Origin of the sequence: Algoriphagus terrigena DSM 22685 (assembly GCF_000429445.1) — a bacterium.
GTDB classification, from domain to species: Bacteria; Bacteroidota; Bacteroidia; order Cytophagales; family Cyclobacteriaceae; genus Algoriphagus; species Algoriphagus terrigena.
On the sequence record NZ_AUBW01000003.1, the window covers coordinates 43415 to 62867 of the forward strand.

General features: G+C 48.6%; 19 protein-coding genes. 10 read left to right on the forward strand and 9 right to left on the reverse strand.

What is annotated here, in order from left to right; genetic code table 11:
* Positions 1 to 122 precede the first annotated feature (122 nt).
* From G459_RS0100175 to G459_RS0100195, 5 genes are all read left to right on the forward strand, one after another.
* Positions 123 to 701, forward strand: a complete 579-nt coding sequence (locus tag G459_RS0100175) for a hypothetical protein (RefSeq protein ID WP_026965815.1) — start codon at positions 123 to 125, stop codon at positions 699 to 701.
* 98 nt (positions 702 to 799) lie between these two features.
* Positions 800 to 1675 (forward strand): carbon-nitrogen hydrolase, encoded by an 876-nt coding sequence (locus G459_RS0100180; RefSeq protein WP_026965816.1) that lies wholly within the window; start codon positions 800 to 802, stop codon positions 1673 to 1675.
* A gap of 4 nt (positions 1676 to 1679) precedes the next feature.
* Positions 1680 to 2753: an agmatine deiminase family protein gene (locus G459_RS0100185; RefSeq protein WP_051314995.1), complete on the forward strand. Its 1074-nt coding sequence runs from the start codon at positions 1680 to 1682 to the stop codon at positions 2751 to 2753.
* 95 nt (positions 2754 to 2848) lie between these two features.
* Positions 2849 to 3661, forward strand: coding sequence for a DUF2490 domain-containing protein (locus G459_RS0100190; protein WP_026965818.1), 813 nt, complete (start codon positions 2849 to 2851; stop codon positions 3659 to 3661).
* Between the two features lie 86 nt (positions 3662 to 3747).
* Positions 3748 to 4587 (forward strand): alpha/beta hydrolase, encoded by an 840-nt coding sequence (locus tag G459_RS0100195; protein ID WP_026965819.1) that lies wholly within the window; start codon positions 3748 to 3750, stop codon positions 4585 to 4587.
* A gap of 127 nt (positions 4588 to 4714) precedes the next feature.
* On the opposite strand, the gene G459_RS0100200 is transcribed toward G459_RS0100195, so the two are convergent.
* The 4 genes from G459_RS0100200 to G459_RS0100215 all read right to left on the reverse strand — a co-directional run bounded on the left by G459_RS0100200 (position 4715) and on the right by G459_RS0100215 (position 9066).
* Positions 4715 to 5389, reverse strand: coding sequence for an ABC transporter ATP-binding protein (locus G459_RS0100200; RefSeq protein WP_026965820.1), 675 nt, complete (start codon positions 5387 to 5389; stop codon positions 4715 to 4717).
* Between the two features lie 8 nt (positions 5390 to 5397).
* On the reverse strand, positions 5398 to 6654 hold the full coding sequence (locus G459_RS0100205) for an ABC transporter permease (protein WP_026965821.1): 1257 nt from the start codon (positions 6652 to 6654) through the stop codon (positions 5398 to 5400).
* Positions 6651 to 7793 (reverse strand): efflux RND transporter periplasmic adaptor subunit, encoded by a 1143-nt coding sequence (locus G459_RS0100210; protein ID WP_245588099.1) that lies wholly within the window; start codon positions 7791 to 7793, stop codon positions 6651 to 6653. Before G459_RS0100210 ends, G459_RS0100205 begins: the two co-directional genes overlap by 4 nt.
* Before the next feature lie 64 nt (positions 7794 to 7857).
* On the reverse strand, positions 7858 to 9066 hold the full coding sequence (locus G459_RS0100215; RefSeq protein ID WP_026965823.1) for a serine hydrolase domain-containing protein: 1209 nt from the start codon (positions 9064 to 9066) through the stop codon (positions 7858 to 7860).
* 78 nt (positions 9067 to 9144) lie between these two features.
* Here G459_RS0100215 and G459_RS0100220 point away from each other — a divergent pair, with 78 nt between their 5' ends.
* Positions 9145 to 9984, forward strand: a complete 840-nt coding sequence (locus G459_RS0100220; RefSeq protein ID WP_026965824.1) for an alpha/beta hydrolase — start codon at positions 9145 to 9147, stop codon at positions 9982 to 9984.
* A gap of 3 nt (positions 9985 to 9987) precedes the next feature.
* Here G459_RS0100220 and G459_RS0100225 read toward each other — a convergent pair whose 3' ends face one another.
* Positions 9988 to 10389, reverse strand: coding sequence for a DoxX family protein (locus tag G459_RS0100225; protein ID WP_026965825.1), 402 nt, complete (start codon positions 10387 to 10389; stop codon positions 9988 to 9990).
* Between the two features lie 145 nt (positions 10390 to 10534).
* Between G459_RS0100225 and G459_RS0100230 the strand changes: the two genes are divergently transcribed.
* Complete coding sequence (locus G459_RS0100230) at positions 10535 to 10840, forward strand: winged helix-turn-helix transcriptional regulator (protein WP_342664311.1); 306 nt, start codon at positions 10535 to 10537, stop codon at positions 10838 to 10840.
* 35 nt (positions 10841 to 10875) lie between these two features.
* Here the strand turns inward: G459_RS0100230 and G459_RS0100235 are convergent, their stop codons facing one another.
* Both G459_RS0100235 and G459_RS0100240 read right to left on the reverse strand, forming a co-directional pair.
* Complete coding sequence (locus G459_RS0100235; protein ID WP_035454788.1) at positions 10876 to 11733, reverse strand: 3-keto-disaccharide hydrolase; 858 nt, start codon at positions 11731 to 11733, stop codon at positions 10876 to 10878.
* Positions 11726 to 12529, reverse strand: a complete 804-nt coding sequence (locus G459_RS0100240; protein ID WP_051314996.1) for an endonuclease/exonuclease/phosphatase family protein — start codon at positions 12527 to 12529, stop codon at positions 11726 to 11728. Before G459_RS0100240 ends, G459_RS0100235 begins: the two co-directional genes overlap by 8 nt.
* A gap of 213 nt (positions 12530 to 12742) precedes the next feature.
* Between G459_RS0100240 and G459_RS0100250 the strand changes: the two genes are divergently transcribed.
* Positions 12743 to 14350: a DUF748 domain-containing protein gene (locus G459_RS0100250; protein ID WP_026965829.1), complete on the forward strand. Its 1608-nt coding sequence runs from the start codon at positions 12743 to 12745 to the stop codon at positions 14348 to 14350.
* Between the two features lie 70 nt (positions 14351 to 14420).
* Here G459_RS0100250 and G459_RS0100255 read toward each other — a convergent pair whose 3' ends face one another.
* Positions 14421 to 14705, reverse strand: coding sequence for a sll1863 family stress response protein (locus tag G459_RS0100255; protein ID WP_026965830.1), 285 nt, complete (start codon positions 14703 to 14705; stop codon positions 14421 to 14423).
* A gap of 242 nt (positions 14706 to 14947) precedes the next feature.
* On the opposite strand from G459_RS0100255, the gene G459_RS0100265 reads away from it, so the two are divergent.
* Positions 14948 to 16336: a S8 family peptidase gene (locus tag G459_RS0100265; RefSeq protein ID WP_026965831.1), complete on the forward strand. Its 1389-nt coding sequence runs from the start codon at positions 14948 to 14950 to the stop codon at positions 16334 to 16336.
* A 54-nt stretch (positions 16337 to 16390) separates the two neighbouring features.
* Here G459_RS0100265 and G459_RS0100270 read toward each other — a convergent pair whose 3' ends face one another.
* Entirely contained in the window at positions 16391 to 17011 is a 621-nt protein-coding gene (locus tag G459_RS0100270) for an FMN-binding negative transcriptional regulator (RefSeq protein ID WP_026965832.1), read from the reverse strand.
* Between the two features lie 110 nt (positions 17012 to 17121).
* Between G459_RS0100270 and G459_RS0100275 the strand changes: the two genes are divergently transcribed.
* On the forward strand, positions 17122 to 19401 hold the full coding sequence (locus tag G459_RS0100275) for a helix-turn-helix domain-containing protein (RefSeq protein ID WP_026965833.1): 2280 nt from the start codon (positions 17122 to 17124) through the stop codon (positions 19399 to 19401).
* Positions 19402 to 19453 lie beyond the last annotated feature (52 nt).

Here is a 19453-nt window from a genome sequence, read left to right on the forward strand (position 1 = left end):
TTTGTGGATTAGTAACGCATATTTGGGTTCGTCTAATTTACTATGGCTTTCTTTTGAGCAATTAATTAAGTTTTTGATTGTAGAAGCTCAAATTTTAAATAAATAATGTTTTTGAAGAGGTTGTGTTTAAAGATGATAGCGGAGCTAAGAGACGTGTGGTTATTGATGAGCATGAAAGGGATGTTAAATTGACGTTTAAGGTGTTAGATACATTATTTTTCAATATAGAGTCTAAACATAATGTTCGTAATCTTTTTATTAAGCTCAAAGATGAGACGAATATAGAGTTTTCTAAATTTGAAGATATGTTAATTAAGGTGAATAGGGGGTTTAAAAGAAGGTACGTAATAAATGAGAGCTTTTCATTAAACCCAGTAACTTTAGATGAGATAGATGAATGCTTTTTTTTTCTTAGGAGTTTTGTTTCAGATAAGGTTCCACCATCATTTATAGACGAACTAATTTTCAAGAAAAAATATAACATTCAAGAACCAGTTCCTTTTTTTGATTCACTTTTTTTGAAAAATAGACATATTCATTCTCGGAAATATTTAGATCTTATTGATAAGATTCCGGACGGAAGGATTATAGCACATAATGGATTGAAATTTAAAGAGTTTCCAAGTGGATCCTATGAATATTTAATAAAAAAGGGCTATCTAATACAGAATAGATTTACTTATTTGAAAATGAAATCCTAGAATAAATTACTTGAATGTTCCAGAAAGTTGATCTGGCCATCATTTGCCATTCCCCCCCACCCAAAGTATCTTTGTCTCAGAATCAAAAATCCAAAATCGTGGCAAACAAAACCGTCAAAGTAGGTCTGGTCCAGCTCAGTTGCTCTGGGAATGTGGCCGAAAACATGGAGAAAACCATCGCAGGCGTCCGCACTGCCGCCCAAAAAGGCGCTCAGGTCGTGGTCCTGCAGGAGCTTTTTAGATCGCTCTACTTCTGCGATGTGGAAGACTACGAAAACTTTAAACTCGCCGAAGCCATCCCCGGTCCATCCACCGACACACTCGGTGCCTTGGCTAAGGAGCTTGGCGTGGTGATCGTAGCCTCACTTTTTGAGAAAAGAGCCGAGGGACTTTATCATAATACTACCGCCGTACTCGATGCCGACGGAACGTATCTGGGCAAGTATCGAAAGATGCACATCCCCGACGATCCAGGCTATTTTGAGAAATTTTACTTCACTCCGGGCGACTTGGGCTACAAGGTGTTTCCGACCAAGTTTGGGAAGATTGGAGTATTGATCTGTTGGGATCAGTGGTATCCGGAGGCCGCTAGAATCACGGCTTTGAAGGGTGCAGACTTTTTGGTGTATCCGACCGCTATCGGTTGGGCGCTACATCAGGATGAGCAAACCAATGACGACCAATACGGTGCTTGGCAGACCATTCAGCGCTCGCACTCAGTGGCTAATGGCATCCCGGTTGTTTCAGTCAACAGAACCGGAATTGAAGGTCCAATGCAGTTTTGGGGAGGCTCATTCGTATCCAATGCTTTTGGTCGGGTGACTTACAAAGCCCCTCATTTGGAAGAGGAAATACACGTGGAGGAGCTGGATCTGACAGGTTCGGATCGGTACAGGACGCATTGGCCGTTCCTGAGAGACCGTCGCATTGATTCCTACGAGCCGATCACCAAGCGCTACCTCGACGAAGAATAGTCCCATGAGAGATATCTTTGAACTCGCCAGAACCGGTGCTGCGACTCCGGCAGAATTGGGGTATTATTTTCCAGCGGAATTTGCCCCGCAGGAATCCATGTGGCTGAGTTGGCCACACAAGGAGGAATCGTGGCCGGGTAAGATTGACACGATCTACGCTCCTTATTCCCAGTTTATCAACGAGGTCGCTAAAGGTCAAAAGGTCAATATCAATGTGGCTGATGAAGAGATGAAGGCCTTTGCTCTCGGACATCTGCAAAAAGCGGGAGTGAATCTGAGCAACGTTTCTTTCTACCTGTTTCCAACCAATGACGCCTGGTGCCGCGATCATGGCCCGGCTTTCCTAATCAATCCTGAAGCAGAATACAAGAAGGCCTTGGTCAAGTGGGAATATAACGCTTGGGGTGAAAAATACCCTCCGCATGACCTCGACAATCTGATTCCACTGCACATCGCTGCCGAGTTAGCGATTCCCTGCTTCAGACCCGGGATCGTCATGGAAGGCGGTTCGGTGGAGTTTAACGGCAAGGGAACCTTGCTTACCTCGACCGCTTGCCTGCTCAATGAAAACAGGAATCCGCAACTCAGCCAAACTCAGATCGAGAAATACCTCTGTGACTATTACGGAGTAAAGCATATCCTATGGGTAGGCGAGGGTATTATTGGTGACGACACAGACGGACACATCGATGACATCACCCGCTTTGTCAATGAGGACACAGTGGTGACTGTGGTGGAGGAAAATAAGTCCGACGAAAACCACGAGATTCTGGACGAAAACCTGAAGTTGCTGAAGCGGATGCGTCTGCAAGACGGCAAGCAACTCAATATCGTCGAACTTCCGATGCCAAGTCCTGTGATCTGGGAGGACCAGCGCCTTCCGGCTTCTTACGCCAATTTTTACATTGCAAATGAGGTCGTCGTGGTTCCGACTTTCCGGGACAAAAACGACCAAAAGGCCTTGGATATTCTGACGGGATGTTTTCCGGAAAGAAAAGTCGTGGGAATTGATAGCACGGATATTATCTGGGGCTTGGGCTCGTTTCACTGCCTGAGTCAGCAGGAACCGGCTGTTTAGATTGCAGTTTACAGTGATCAGTAGGCAGTCCTGCCCGCTGATTACTGTAAAATGCCTACTTTTCATCTGATCTGTTTATCTAGACCATTGGGAGAATGGCAATAAAATCTTTTAGAAGGCTCACTTTTACGTTTTGGACATCGGTCTTTCTCTCGGGTTTTTCCTCAGAGGTGTGTGCTCAGCTCGGAAGCAAGTCCCAGGAGGTTTGGCCGGGTTTGGAGGTCTTTTATCGATTGAATCAACGATCGAGGTTTCTGGCAACCATGTCTGCCACCAAACTCGATAACTCCAGCTATACGGATGGTGGATATGGTTTTTTTTACGATCACTTCACTTTTCCTCCGAAATTTGCCCAAAAGTTTTTGACTCATCGGACGGACAGCCTTCCCGGAAAATACCTCTGGCTCCGGGTCGGATACCAGTTTAGCAATTCATCCAAGGGTGCCGAAGATGTCGTCGATAACCACACGATTGTCACGGAAGTCAATAGCCGTACCTATCTGCCGGGCAAGTTGTTGGGCACGATCAGGAACCGCGTGGATTGGCAGTTTCTGAACGGGGACTTTCAGGCGAGGTATCGACCTAGGCTTATTCTGGAGCGGGATTTCAGGACTGAGTATATGTTTTTCACCTTTAGGTCTTTCGGTGAATACTTTGCCTACTTTGGAGATTCGGACCTCAACCGGTTTCGGGTGCAGTTTGGAGTGGAGATCAAAGTGGCCAGAAATCTAGATTATGAGTTTTACTGGAATCACCAATTCAAGTATGCCCAGAAGCAGGATGCGGTGGATGCCTTTGGGATGAACCTGAAATTCTATTTCGTCAAAGGGGAGAGGGTAGTAGTTTGGGACAAAATCTTTCCAAAAAAAGAGAAGCAAATACCGGCGAACACGGATCTCCCGGAGTAGAATTCTGAGCTTCTTTCAATCAAAAGGTTTGGCTGGCTGCGACTGAAAACTGCAAACTTTTTCTACTTTGCTATAAAACTCGCCCAATGTCTTTCCAACGCCTTATTTTGGGATTTCTCCTGATTTCTATTTCCTACTCATGCGCCTTCAGGCGGATCAACCGAACGAAAGAGATCACTTACCTCCAAGCGGCCGATTCCCTGCCCGAGAGACAGTTGAATGTATTTTCCCCGAAGAAGAAGGGGATTTATCCGGTTTTGCTGTTTGTCCATGGCGGCAGTTGGAACAGTGGAAACAAGGAGATCTATGACTTCTTTGGAAGCAGGATGGCGCGAAGAAAAGTCGTGACCGTGGTGATCGACTATCCTTTGGCTCCGGAGTTTAAAGTCAATGCCATGGAAAAGGCAGTGGTGCAGGCGGTCAAATGGACGTCGGGAAATATAGCGGAATACGGGGGAGACCCGAAGCAAATCTACATCTCCGGTCATTCCGCAGGGGGCCATCTAGCGGGATTGGTTGCGATGAAAGCCAGTCTTTTTCCGGACGGAACTCCTCTGAAAGGGGCGATCCTCAACGATCCCGGAGGACTGGATATGGATCGGTACTTGGCAGATTCAGGCCAGACTACGGGGAAAAAATTCATCAAATCTTTTACCGATGATCCAGCCGTTTGGAAGGAGCATTCTCCCATTAATTTTCTGGGAGAGACCGATGTGCCATTGCTCATCATGGAAGGTGGTAAGACTTATCCTTCGATCACGCAGACGGTTGGAATCTTCCGAGAGGCGGCGGAGAAAAAAGGAGTGCCGCTGGAGTATTCCTTCTATCGGAGAAAACACCACATCCCCATGATGACCCAGTTCTTTTTCACCTGGACGAGGGGGTATCAGGATGTGTTGGGGTTTATCGAAGAGCAGTCTCAGTAGGCGGGTAATCGGTCGCAGTGATCAATAAGCGCAGTCATCTCGACGTTAGGAGAGATCTTTACAAACATATCGCTGCTCCGCATGATAAGATTTCTCCCTGCGGTCGAAATGACCCTCCAGTTCATGCTCACTGTCTGATCACCTTTCCATCCTCCATCTCAATCGTCCGGTCGGTGCCGTCCGCAAACTCCGGATCATGAGTCACGATCAGCATGGTTTGCTTGAACTGCTGAGCCATCTCGCGGAATTTATGAAAGACAATATCCGAATTTTTCTTATCCAGATTTCCGGTCGGTTCGTCGCCCATGATAAGTACGGGATCATTGATCAGGGCCCGGGCGATCGCCACCCGTTGCTTTTGTCCGCCCGAGAGTTGGTTAGCCCGCTTGAGCGCATGATCCTGCATGTCAAAAAACTTGAGCTTTTCCATCGCCCGATGTTCCAGTTCGTCACGGGAATGGAGGCCAAGCTTTAGGCCCGGGATCAGGACATTTTCAAGTACTGAAAACTCGTTGAGCAGGTAGTGAAACTGAAAAACAAAGCCGATTTTGGCGTTTCGAATGTGTGCCAGATAGTTCTTTGGCTTGCCGGAAATCATCTCTCCGTCCATGTACAGCTCGCCTTGGTAGTCGGTGTCCATAGTGGACAGGATGTAGAGCAAGGTTGATTTTCCACAGCCAGATTTTCCTACTATTGACACAAATTCGCCCTTTTCCACCCCAAAGCTGACCTTTTTCAGCACTTGCGTCTTGCTAGGATTGTAGAAGAATTTATCGATATTTTTTGCTTCGAGTACTGGCATCTGTTAGGTTATTTTCCCCTAATAATCTCGACAGGATCTACGCGGGAGGCTTTTCTAGCAGGAAAAAATCCGGCAAAGTAGGTGGTGATCAGACTGAATGTACCTCCAATAATGTAGTATTTGGGGTTGTAGTCGACCGGGAAAGTCTTGATCGTAGGCAGCGCTTCCGTCTCAAAAGGAACCTGATCGATGGCTAATCCGGCGAGAAACCCAAAGACCAATCCCAATACTCCTCCGACGATCCCGATGGTGAGCGCGATGGTGATGAAAATCCGGTTGACATCGCTGCTGTTGAAACCAATGGCTTTCAAGATGGCGATGGTGTCGAGCTTTTCGTAGATCATCATGTTGAGAATATTGTAGATCCCGAAGCCGGAGACGACCAGTAGCGTAATCCCGACGGCGTAGCTGATCATGGAGCGGATTTGAGTTCCGGTCTCGAACTGCGCGTTGACGGTCTGGATGTCGTCTGCGTCGATCTGGTAAATATCCCGTAGCTCACTCGCCATGGCGGGCGCGATGGTGAAGTCGTTCAGTTTTACCTGGATGTCGGTAATATAGGAGGCGGGTTCTCCGAGCATTTTCTGGACGGTATTGATCGAGGCGTAGCTGTTGACATTGTCAAAATCCCCCAGTCCGCTCTGGAAATAGCCAACTACCTTGAGTTGAACCCGGTTGCCTTGGGCAGTGGTGACCTGAATGACGTCGCCGATATCGGCCAGCATACGATCTGCGGCTCCTTTTCCCAAGATGATGGTGTTGATCTGATTCAGATCTTCATGGTTTCCCACCGTGACATAGTCCGAAAAAGCAAAGAGCGCCGCTTCCTTTTCCACGTCGATCCCGTTGACGATTCCTGTGAGATCGATGGTGCCGACATTGAAGAACACCTGCGCGGCGATCTTCGGACTGACACCGAGGACGCGGGGATCAGCCTCGAGATTTTGGATGATGGAGGCGCTGTTGTGGATCGAAAGCCTGCTGGTACTTGGCTTGATGGATCGGATGATGTTCAGCTTGTCCTTGAACTCCTCGCTTTGGTCAATCGGTTGATTCGGGTTGGGTTTGATCTCGTTGTAGAACCTAATATGGGGCGTTCGGTTGAGAACCAAGCCATCGAGCATCGTGTTGAGCCCGTTCATGAAGCCCAGCAAGGCCACAAACATGGTGATGCTAAACATCACGCCTGTGGCGGCGATCAGCGTCTGCTTCATCCGCGCGAGCATCAGGGCTTTGGCTATCTCGATGATCAGCGTCCACTTCATTTTCCCGGCATGATCAATTGAGTACTCGCCGTGATTCCTTCTAAGATCTCGGCGTATTCATAGGTTTTGATACCCAGTCGGACGGGGATGGTATCCTCCTCGGCGGTGATGACCCATTGGTCTTTCAAGACGTAATTCCTGGGAACGATCAGCGCGTTTTCTTTGGACTGTGTGATGATGTTTGCTTCCAAAGTCAGGTTGGGAAAGAGCGTCGGTGGGGCCTTGGTGAACTCTGCTTCGACGGTGAAGGTCTTGCTTTTAGAATCCATGATCGGGTAGATCTTGGTGACTTTCCCCTCAAAGACCTCCTCCTTAAAGCTGTCCATCGTCACCATCGTCCGCTGTCCGAGCTGGACCTTGGCGATGTCGTACTCGTCTACCTGCATCTCTAAAAAGAAGTCTCCAGCCCGTCCCAGTACTGCTAAGGGCGTCTGAGGACTGACCATTTCACCTTTTTCTTTCAGGATAGAAAAGACTACCCCGTCAAGCGCACTGCGGAGCACATAGTCGTTTTCCATCACCTTGCTGATCGCCAGACTTTTGCCGGCACTTTCGGAGTTGTAGGCGATTTCCCGCTTGAGGTCGCTGTGGTGCAGTAAAGCGGATTCGTAATTGGTTTGGGAGTTTTTGTAGTTTAACTCTTTCTGCTCCAAATCTACTTCCGTGCCGATTCCCTTGGCCCACAGGTTCTTGGTCCGAACCCACAGCAGCGAGTCATTGTGCAGCTTGCTTTTCGCAAGTCCGATCGCCAGCTCCGCATCTCTGAGCCTAGTCTGATTGGCTTGCTGATCCGCAAAATCCCGAGCCAGGAGCGCATTTTCCCTTCTGAGTTTTTCCGCTTCGCTATAGATCATCAAGATCGGTGTACCGGCTTTGATGGTGTCTCCTTCGTCGACAAATATCTCCTGAATTGGTCCGTTTGCGGAGGTGAAAGCCTCGTATTGATCCCTGGCTTTGACGATTCCCGAGGCGTAGACAGATTCGGTGAGCGGCTGGACCTTGGCGGTGATGGGTTCTGATTCAGACGATCCGCAGGAAAAAAGGATACTTGCTAAGATCATCCAGCCCGACAAATGGAAAAGAACCGGGTTGTAAAAACCTGAATTGACCATGGTTATTGCGAGTGAATTGGCTTTCAAAGTAGGGATTTTTCAGCTTGCGACAAGGGAGATTCGCGATTAAGACCACCGACTAACCGCTCTGCTAGTCGATGGCCTGGTAGACCATTTGCCGGAATTTGTTCTCGTAAAAGCTGCTGAATGGATTCATTTGCGTCATGAATACGGCCACCATTTTTTCTTTTGGATCGATGAAAAAATAGGTGCAATAAGCGCCGCTCCAATAGAATGTGCCCTCGGAACTCATGGCTTTGGAATCAGCCAGATCGTCCACGACAGCAAAACCCAGCCCGAATCCCTTGCCTGGATCCTGAAAGAGATCCCCGCTTTGGTTGATCGTCATGATCTCTACGGTTTTCGGACTGAGGTAGCGCTTCCCGTTCCATTCGCCTCCGTTGCCCATCATCTGTGCGAAGAGCAAATAATCCTGAGCGGTCGAAAAGAGTCCATGAGTCCCGCCAAATACAGTATTTCCCGAAGTCGGCGTTTGCCTTTCGGCATTGATCAGTTTGCCAGAGTCATCCAACTGGTGGAGCTGTACCATTCGTTTTGCCTGCTCTTCAGTGAGATTATAGCCGGTATCCTTCATGCCCAATGGGTCAAATAGGCGCGTTTTCAAAAATTCTGCGGGGCTCATTCCCGTGAAGACTTCGATCAGTCGCGCGAGTACATCCGGCGAAGCGGAGTAGTTCCACTTTTCACCCGGATGGCTGGCCAAAGGCTGAGACGCAAGTGCCTTCACCCGTTCCTCAATAGTTTCCGGGTTGGAGATATAGATAGCTTCGCGGACTTCTTCATCCAGTTTGGTTGGGCCGATGCCGTGAAGGAAGCCTGCCGTGTGGCTCAATACCTGTGCGATAGTGATCTGCGACTTGGCTGGCTCTAATCCAGAGGAACTGCCGATTTCCGGGTCTTTGACCACTTTCATGTCCTTGAACTCGGGAAGGTACTTGGAGATCGGATCATTCAAGAAGAAGTAGCCTTCCTCGTAAAGCATCATGAAGGCCGTACTCATGATAGGCTTGGTCATCGATTGGATGAAAAAGATCTGGTCTGTACGCATCGGAGTTTTGTTAGCGTAATCGCTGTAGCCTAAGGCGGATTCGTGGGCCTTTTCGCCGTTTTTGTAGATCAGGGTGACGACTCCCGGAAGTCGCCCTTCATCAATTTCTTTCTGATAAAAGGCATCGTAGCGGTCAAGTCTTTCCGAAGAAAGGCCACTTTGCGCTAGCGCAGAAGTAGCTAGCAGGGTTGAAAAAAGGACTACAAACAGGAATCGGAATTGGGTTTTCATGGGCTTAGGGACAGTTTGTTACCAAGTTAACCGAATCGCAGTTCTTTTTCCTATTTTGAAACCCAGAATCAAAAGCCCATGAAACACCTCGAATCCTCCTACACGACTCACGACGGCAAAAAGCTATTTCTGCAAGCTTGGATGCCTGAGCAACCCAAAGCAAGTCTGCTGCTGGTGCATGGATTGGGCGAGCACAGCGGACGATATCTTCCATTGGTAGAGAAACTCACGGGTCTCGGAGTTGCGGTTTTTACTTTTGACGGACGGGGACATGGGAAATCTGTCGAAGGACGACCGGACGCATTTTTTGAATCAGCCAGCGACTATCTGAAGGACATTGACGTGCTTTTCGGGAAGGCCAAAAACTACGTAAAAGACCTGCCGGCGTTCCTCTTTGGACACAGCATGGGCGGGGGATTGGTTGCGGCCTATGTGTTGAAATACCAACCTGAAGCAGCTGGCGTAATATTGAGTTCTCCTGCGATCATGGAAGATCCCGAAACTCCCGCCTTGCTGAAGACTGTGGCTGGTTTTGTGAGCAAGTATTTCCCCCGGCTAAAAGCGCTGAAGCTCGATGCGAAGATGATCTCCCGGATTCCGGCAGAGGTGCAGGCATATCTTGATGATCCGCTGGTCTATACCGAACCGGTCCCGGCCCGGACAGGGCAGGAGCTTTTCCTCAAGATGAAATATGTGCAGCAAAATGCTGGAAACTTTCGCCTTCCGCTCTTGATCCTACACGGCAGAGGAGATCGCCTGACCAATCCGGATGGCTCCGATTTGCTTTTCCAAAAAGCAAGTTCGGAAGACAAAACGCTGGAGGTATTTGAAGGGGGATACCACGAACTGATCCGAGATCTGGAGAGCGAACGATATCTGGGTCTGATTGTAGATTGGGTGCGAGCCAGAATGCCTTAGGAGCTAAGCTTGGATTGACGTTTCGGCGATCGGAGCTTTTTTCAATCTTCCCCATGCGGTAAATGCCGCCAGTAAAAGATAGACGATATTGATCCCAATATCGGAGCCTTCACCTCTGGAAACGTGAAAGACAATCGCCCCGAGCATCATCAAGACGGTGCCGAATGCGGCCCAAATGATGAGGCTGGGCCGGATTTTCAAAAGTCCGGGAAGGACCAATCCTATCCCAGTAACTAAGTCCAAAACTCCCGTGATCCTGACTAGCCGCTGATTTTCACCCGCCCAAGGCCACATTTCTGCGAGCTCGCTGATGGGGTAGGAGAGTTTCAGATAGGCTCCTATGATGAAGCCAGCTGCAAGGAAAGCTTGGCAGATCCAGAGTACCGTATTCCAGTTTTTGTTCATCTTGTATTGTCAGTTCGAATGTCCCTGCAATACTAGCTACCTTTACTATCCAACTGATATTACTTTCCTCGCGGATAGCACTATCCACGAGGAAAGCCACGCAAGAAACGGATATATGATAGCTAAAGGAGGATGCCCCAAAACGATGCTTTCGATCAAAGATGCCCTGGAGGCCTTGGAAGGGAAATGGAAGCTGTTAATTCTTTTTTCACTCTCAGCCGGGCCAAAGAGGTTTAAGCAGATCTCCAGAGATGTACCCGGAATCACAGACAAAACTCTTTCAAAAGAGCTGAAAAACCTCGAAAGTAATCAACTGATCAAGCGGGAAGTGTTTGACGCTTTTCCTCCGGCTGTGGAATACACGATCACAGCCCATGGGCTGAGCTTGGAAAAAGTCCTCGACGAGCTGCATTTCTGGGGACTTTCTCACCGGAATAAGGTGATGGGTTAGAAGATCAGTGGCTTTGTTGTCGGGATCCTGTCCGGTTATTTTTCGAGCAAAGCTCGCGTGACGGTTTCTTTGAGCTTTTTAGCATCGCCTTTCATGCTGGACAAGTCGACCACGGCCACGCGTCTGAAATCGATCGGATGACTTTCGCTTTGGAGGGAAATGTAGCCTTCTTTCAAGAGCTTGCCGTCAATCTTCACTGCCGGATCAAAAGGCGCTACACTGCCTCCGCCGATTTGTGGTTTGAAATAGCTGATTACCGTGTCCGATCCAACTAGGTGATGGACTTCTTCATCGCCGAGGACGATGAAATTCGCCGTGACCCACTGATCGCCAGCATAGGTTTGGGACTTGGAGTTGATGCAGTGAGGGGTGAAGAGCGTATCTGCCATGACTACGTTAGTGCCTGGAGTACACAGATTGCAGGTGGTGCGGGGATCTTTGCCATTGCCGCCGAGGAACTGCGCTTCGATGGAAATTGGGAAATTCTGGTCTTTCAAGATCGTCTTCGGGTCCTGAGAGTGCAGCATCGCTCCGCTGTTTCTCAAAGCCCAGCCTTCACCGCCTGGACATTGCTCGCCGACAAAGCGATACTCGACCTGAAGCAAGTAGTAGGAGAAAGGTTTTTTGTAGAAAATATGCCCGTACTGTTGCTCAAACTGTGTATATCCGTCGTACCTGACCTTCATCAATCCGTCTTCTACGCGAAAGGTATTTGCAAAATTATCGTTCAAGTCATGGGTACGGATTTTCACCGTCCAATCCTTGATGTCTTTTCCATTGAAAAGCTGAATCCACTTGGTATCAGCGGGAGTATTGACGCTCATGGCAGTAAGGCCTGCGACGAGCAACAGGGCAAGTGCCACTATCGGAAGATAGGTTTTTGATTTATTCATTTTGAGGGTCTTTTATCATTCTCAGTACCGCCCAGACGGGGTAATGATCGGAGAAGGGGATTTGATCAAGTACTTTGTATTCTACCAGTTCAAACTTGCGGGAATCGTACCAGATGTAGTCTATTCGCCCACCTTCGGTTTCTGTCCCATACGTATTTTGGGTGTTTCCGGCGACTGCGCCCGCTTCCTTCCAGTGGGATGGAATATGTGTGTATTCTGGAGAATCTGGAGTGAAGTTCAGGTCTCCAACCCAGATCACGGGCTTGTTGAGTGAGTCCGCGTAGGAGAGGATAGAGTCCAGTTGAGCTATTCTGTTTTCTTCAAATTCGTGACAAAGATGGGTGGCTCCAAAGTAGAATTCCTCCATTGATTTGAGCTCGGCTTTCGCCCAGGCGATGGCTCTTGGCTCTCCTCCCGCAGGATTGGGAAGTTTTACGGTATGGTAATTGGAAATCTTCTTTGCAAGAATTCCTTCGCCGTATCCGCCACCGTCGTAATCCATCGCTTTGGCGAAGTACCCTCTGTATCCGGTCTCTTGGCGTAGCTTGTAGATATAGTCAATCGGCTCTCCATGTATCGTGGCGGAGCGGGCCGTCATGCTGTCTACTTCCTGGAGGGCGACGACTTCCGGCTGGAGTTGGATCAGGAGGTTGGCGACTTCTGGAATGTTAGAGACCGAAGGGCGGTCGGCACGTTCGCCGTGAAGTATGTTGTAGGTTAGTATCTTGACATCTTGAGCTGATATTGGCTGCGCAAAGACACAACACGCAATCAAGGCAAAGAAAAATTGCTTCATATTCAAATGTATCAAAATTGTGTATTACTCTAGAAGCCAAATTTGACGAAGGGACGATAAAATGTACTTTTAACAGTTTTCAATCCAAATTGAGCACACCATGCGTAGATCGACAGGCCCAGATGGGTACAAGATTTTCCCAATGAAAAAAAGAGCATCCGACACCGTCCGATATGAGATCGTCGACAGATTGCTTCTGAAATTGGCCGGTCGATGAAAGCATTAAAAGTTCTGGTAATCGTCCTGGTATCTCTTGTTGCAATCGGTGCCGCCGCTGTGTTTGTCGGAATCAGGTGGGTCAACAACAATCTGGAATCCGTCATCAACGCCAACCCTGAGCGTACGTACAACATTCATTTTGAGACCGTGGATTTCGACTATCTGCAGCGGGTCATCATCATCTCCGAGGTAAAGATAAGCGCTGTGGGTAAGCAGCAGGAGGATGTTTTTGTCGACGGCCGTGTCGCACAGATACAGCTGAATAAACTCAATGTGCTGAGGCTTTTTCTAAACAGAGAGTTGGTCATGCAAGAGCTCGTGCTTGTCGAGCCGCTCCTCATCGTCTATGTGTCTGAGGAAAATCCAGATCAGCAAAGGCCCGCCGAGGGACTCAGGAATCTCTTTGGTGACATCCTGTCCCGTGGGAAAATCAGAAATTTTAAACTTGGCCAAGCCAGTGTTCAGATGATGAAGAATGGGGACCAAATCGGGACCTTGAGCGATCTGAATATATTGGCGACCGAACTCGAGACCGACTCGCTAAAGTGGAATAATCCGATCCCATTTGATTACCAGCGGATTGTCATTTCACTGGATAGCTTGGATCACACGTTTGCCAACGGACAAATCTTCCACACGGGAAAGGTCACTTTTGACACCGATCTCCAGGAGATGTCCTTTGTCGGGCTTTCGCTGAAGTATCCGAATGGAGCCAGGAAGGCGGCTTCCGAAATGGAATATCAGATTGACTTGATTGAATTTGAGCTTGACTCGATGAAGTTTTCAGGGCTGGAAGCCACCAGCAATCTGTATTCTGATCCTGATGTGAGGGCGGGGAAGTTGGAGATCTCAGGACTGGTGTTGAAAGATTTTCGCGACAAGAATCTGCCACGGCCGCACGATGACATCAAGCCGTTGTTTCAGGGAATGGTCAAGAGAATCCCTTTTCCGCTTAAGCTGGATACGTTGAGTCTGCTACACAGCACGATTATCTACAGCGAAGCAGTTCCGGATAACGGAGGGTATTGGGAATTTCATTTGGATCACCTCAATGGACAGTTTGTCAACATCACCACGATTCCCGAACACCAGGCCAGGCTGCAACTATTCGAAGGGGACTTTACTGCCAAAATAAATGGCGGCGGATCGATGACCATTGATTTTGACATCCCTTACGCTCAGGACGAATTTGATCTGAAAGTGGAGCTCACTGATTTTCCGCTACCTAATATCAACGAGATCCTCAATCCGATCATGAACGGCGAAATAGTCGAAGGTAGCCTCCATACCCTCTATCTCGAGATGCATGCAGATTCTATGAAAGCGACCAATCAACTCCGGTTTGACTACACTGATCTTAAAATCAACTTATTCAAAAAAGACTCCCGGGAGAAAAACAAGCTGATGTCCTCTCTGGCAAACATGCTCCTGCAGCAATCCAATATGCCCGGGGAAAAAAAATACCTCCGTCCGGAATACGTCACCGAGCGAAATCGGTATCGGGGACCTTTTCACCTGATTTGGAACAGCGCCAAGGAAGGGATGATGCGAACGGTGCCCGGCGGCGCCGCAAAGACCATCCTGAAACCTGAGAACAAATAAAAAAGCCAGCTTTATTGCCGGCTTTTCATTGGAACTTCGAGATAAATGGGTTTACGTTCTCAAACGGGTCTTAATCAAACAGTCTTCCGAGATTCGTAAATCCTTCTTTGAATGACTTGAGCGAATCAGCCAGTATATCTTTTATCTCTTCCCAGCTGTCATCCGCATCATCCTGCAGCGCATCGATCTTTGCTTCGAGGGCATCTTTTTTGGCTTTCAGGACTTCGACTTTTTCCATAAATTCTTCCTTCAACTCTGCGGAGAGGCCGTCTTTCTTGGCGTCCAGCTCTTGGATTTTTGACTTGGCCTCTGCGAGTGCTTCACCGGCTTTGGCTTTTATTTCTTCTTTTGTCATGATAAAAATGGATTGAGATGAGACATTAAGTTAGCTAATAAAATCTTGATTTTTTGTCGTTTTGAGGGTTGGATTTTGTCCATTGCACGAAGCTGAAAAGTAACTGGTTTTGGGATTTTTCACGTTCCCGATATTTTTTACAAAGAGAGGTGTCGAAATAGTTTTTGTCAGGCATGTGTGGTTCGGAATATTTGTCGGTTAAAATTCTTATTTTCACTTTATTATCTAACCAAATTTACCTTATGAGAAAATTATACTCTATGCTGTCTTTTTCCGCTCTGTTGGGCGTAGCAGCATCCTGTGGGGACATCATCGAAAACGATGTTACAGTTGATGACACCGTCGAGGCGGTGCTTCACGAGGCTTTTGTGCCTGGGCAACTATTGATCAAATACAAAACCTCGAGTCAAAGCTCCCGCCTTTCCCAAGACATCTTGGCGATGATCGATGCGAGTGTGGTCGAAGAGATCACTACCGGAGCCATGGAAATGGCCAATGCAAGAAAGAGTGGACCCTCTGGAGATCTTCTGCTGGTCGAGTCCAAACTCGGTACGATGGAAGCGATCGAGCGATTAAAAGGAATGCCTGAGGTCGAATACGCTGAACCAAACTGGATCTATCAGCACCAAGCCACTTCCAATGATCCGTACTTCACTGGTGGGCAACTATGGGGTATGTCAGCTAGTAACCAATTCGGTTCAAAGGCAGCAACAGCTTGGGCTGCAGGTAAAACGGGATCCGCGTCAGTTTATATTGGAATCATCGATGAAGGCTACATGTACACCCACGAGGATCTTGCAGCCAATGCGGGAGTAAATCCTGGAGAAATTGCCAATAACGGAGCGGATGACGATGGCAATGGTTTGGTCGACGATGTGTATGGATGGGATTTTGACGGAGGAGACGCCTCCGTGTTTGATGGGACCGGTGATGACCATGGTACTCACGTAGCAGGAACTATCGGAGCTGTCGGTGGCAATGGAAAAGGTGTGGCTGGAGTGGTTTGGAGTGTGAAGTTACTCAGCGCGAAGTTTTTGGGCAGAAGAGGTGGTACCACCGCCAACGCCATTAAAGCGGTAGATTATTTTACAGATTTGAAAGCCAGTCAAGGATTGAATATTGTGGCGACTAATAACTCCTGGGGTGGCGGTGGATTTTCCCAAGCGTTGAAAGAGGCAATTGACCGTGCCAACACTGCTGGGATTCTTTTCATCGCTGCGGCAGGCAACTCAGGTACCAATAATGATACATCTCCCAGCTATCCCTCAGGATATACTTCATCCAACGTGATCGCCGTGGCCTCAATCACAAGTAGCGGGGCGTTGTCTTCGTTTTCGCAATACGGAGCGACTACTGTGGATATCGGAGCTCCTGGATCTGGTATATGGTCCACTGTTCCCGCGACAGTTGGGAAAGGCAAAACGGCTACCGTGGGTTCAGGCTATGCGAGCTATAATGGCACTTCCATGGCGACCCCTCACGTGTCTGGCGCAGCAGCGTTGTACGCTTCATTGAATCCGGCTGCGAATGCTGCTCAAATCAAAAGTGCTATTCTGGGTTCCGCTATCTCAACAACATCATTGCAGGGCAAGGTGGCAACTGGAGGCAGACTGAATGTATCCGGCTTCTGATACGCCTGATTAATCATAAAATAAAAAGAGCGTCGGAAGGCGCTCTTTTTTTATTTACTCGGGTCGTCTTTTTCGCATCTCATCAGCGACATCCCTATCCGAAGGATAAGGGCTTTCCCCGAGTTTCGAGACGATGTTTTGATAATTGACGTCATCGCGGTTTTGGGAAAGCTTGGCGCTCGCCTGTACTTCTTTGATCTCTATTTCGATCCCTACCAGGGCCCGAACCTGACTCTGCACATAGGATTCTGACATTGTTTCCACACTGACCCGGTTGGGACGGCCAGACTCATAGACATCTACCAAGGATTTTAAGTGAGCCATCAGCTCCTCGCCTTCGATAATTCGGACTTTGCCATAGACGTGCACCGCTAGGTAGTTCCACGTAGGGACATTTTCGTGATTGTACCAAGAGGAGGAGATGTAGGCGTGCGGCCCTTGGAAGATCACCAAGACTTCGTCCTGCTCGGAGATACCTTTCCACTGAGGGTTTGCTTTGGCGATGTGACTGCTCAGGATAGCATTTCCTTCCTTATTTTTTTCCAAGACAAAAGGGATATGGGTTGCCCAAGATCTTCCTTTTGCCTGGCTGACCAGTGTAGCAAACGCGTTCTTTTTGATGAATTCGATGATTTCAGGTTCGTTTTCCCAGGAGTTGATCGGGTGGATGTACATGGAAGAAAATTTGAGGTTTGAGATTTGAAATTTAGGGATTCGTCTTCAAATGTTGGGTCATTTAACAGCTGCAAGATTGGCTTTACCCGAAAAGAATCTAATTTAGTTGAATGGAAAACCAATCCACCAGCAGACTGGAGCTCGCGGCTAAGTTTATCAACAACACGGGAGCGCCGATTTTTTTGACGGGAAAAGCAGGGACCGGAAAGACCACCTTTTTGAGAGATCTCACCCGGCTGACCCATAAGCAATTTGTCATCGTGGCTCCGACCGGCATTGCCGCACTCAATGCCCGCGGGGTGACCATCCATTCCCAGTTTCTGTTGCCATTCGGGTCTTTTATCCCTACCCGGGAGGCGGAAGGGAACTACTCGGATCAGTCTGGGTTCTTCACCCAGCAGACCCTGGCAAGGCGGCATCCCCTCAACCAAGTGCGGAGAAATGTGCTGAAGGCCATCGACCTCCTCGTGATCGATGAGGTCAGCATGCTTCGCGCGGACATTTTGGATGCGATTGATTATCGGATGCGAAGTGTGAAGCGCAACTATCAGGTGCCTTTCGGCGGCATCCAGGTGTTGCTAATCGGAGATCTGTACCAGCTGCCACCCGTGGTCAAAGATCAGGAGTGGACCGTCCTCAGCCGATTTTACAAGTCTATGCATTTCTTTGAGGCGAAAGGCCTTCAGAACTCCGGCATGATCTACTTGGAGCTTGACAAGATCTTTCGTCAACAGGACGATGTCTTTATCCGGATATTGAACAACCTGCGAGACAACCGTGCTACCCAAGAGGATGTGCAGGCGCTCAATCAGCATTTCAAAACCGTCGACGAAATACGCGATTTGCCACCGACGATCACGCTCACCACGCACAACTACAAGGCCGACGAACTTAATCTGCGAGAGCTGAGGGTTCTTGATTCACCTTCCTATTTTTATGACGCCGAGGTCGAGCGGGACTTTCCGGAGTCGCTCTTTCCGCTACCAAAGTCAATCGAGCTGAAAGTCGGCGCGCGGGTAATGTTTATCAAAAACGACTCCTCGGGCAATTCATCCTACTTCAATGGCAAATTGGCTACGGTCACCAAGCTCAGCAAAGAGGAAGTCACGGTAGACTTGGACGACTCATACGCGGAATATGTGTTGAGAAAAGAGATCTGGGAGAACAAAAAATACCGCATCGATCCCGACACCAAAGAGCTCGAGGAAGAGGTGGTCGGGACGTTTTCCCAATATCCCGTCAAGCTGGCCTGGGCTGTGACGGTACACAAAAGCCAGGGGTTGACTTTTGACAGGGCGATCATCGACGTGGGGCAGGCCTTTGCGCCCGGACAGGTGTATGTGGCACTCAGCAGGTTGAGAAGTCTTGATGGCTTGATCCTGAGAACCCGCGTTCAGACCGAGGTGATCTATTCGGATCCGAAGGTGGTTGATTTTACGCAGGGAGCGGGGCAGAGTAATTTGTCAGAACTGCTTTCCCAAAATCAATCCCGGTACCTCAGTCGCTTGATTGAGGAGACTTTTGAGTTTGAAAGTATGCTGAAGTCGATGGTGCAGTTTGACAAGGACCAGACGAGCAGCATGGAGTTTGAAGATGATGACCTGCGAAAGGACCTGCCGGCGATCTATCAGGCTTTGGAGTCGGAGAAGGAAAATACCCGAAAGTTCCGGCTACAGCTGCAGGTTTTACTGCAGCAAAATGAGGGCGAAAAACTCCTTCAGCGAATCGAAAAGGGCTCTGGCTATTACCTCAATTTTCTCCAAAATGTCCTGGAAAAGCTGATGCTCCATGAGGCCATGGTGGAGGACTTTTCCCGAATCAAAACTTACCAAAGTGGCTTGGAAGAACTCGAACTGGAATTGCTGCGAAAGTACCTCGGGATCGCGAGATCGGGACGCCTGATTCAGGCGATTACCAAAGGGGAAATCACCGGGAAGATGGTAGATCTGGAGCAGGAAATCATCTCAAAAAGAAAATCGATCTTGGACAAAATCCGGGAGACCCTTCCCGAAAAAGCCAAGAGCAGCACGAAAACCGGAAGGAAAAAATCAGCCGAAAAAAAGACAAAAGCGCCGAAAGAAAAGAAAGGGAATTCCAGTTTGCTCAGCGTCCAGATGTTTCTCGAAGGAAAAAGTCCCCAGGAAATCGCCACAGAACGGGAGTTTGCGCTGACGACGATCATGGGACATTTGGGAGCTGGAGTGAGATCAGGCACACTCAAGCTGGAGCAACTCGTGTCGGATGAGGCCATTCGGGAGATTCAACCTCTGGCGGGAAAACACGATTCGCTTAAGCCGTATTACGAGCATTTTGAAGGGAAATACGATTACGGCACGCTGCGGCTGGTGTTGTTTTCGGGAGGGGAAAAAGACCAGTCAGAGGAAGGCTGAAATCATCCTTTCTCTGTTCAAAAAAGCGAACCAGTAAAGCGGGAGAGACACT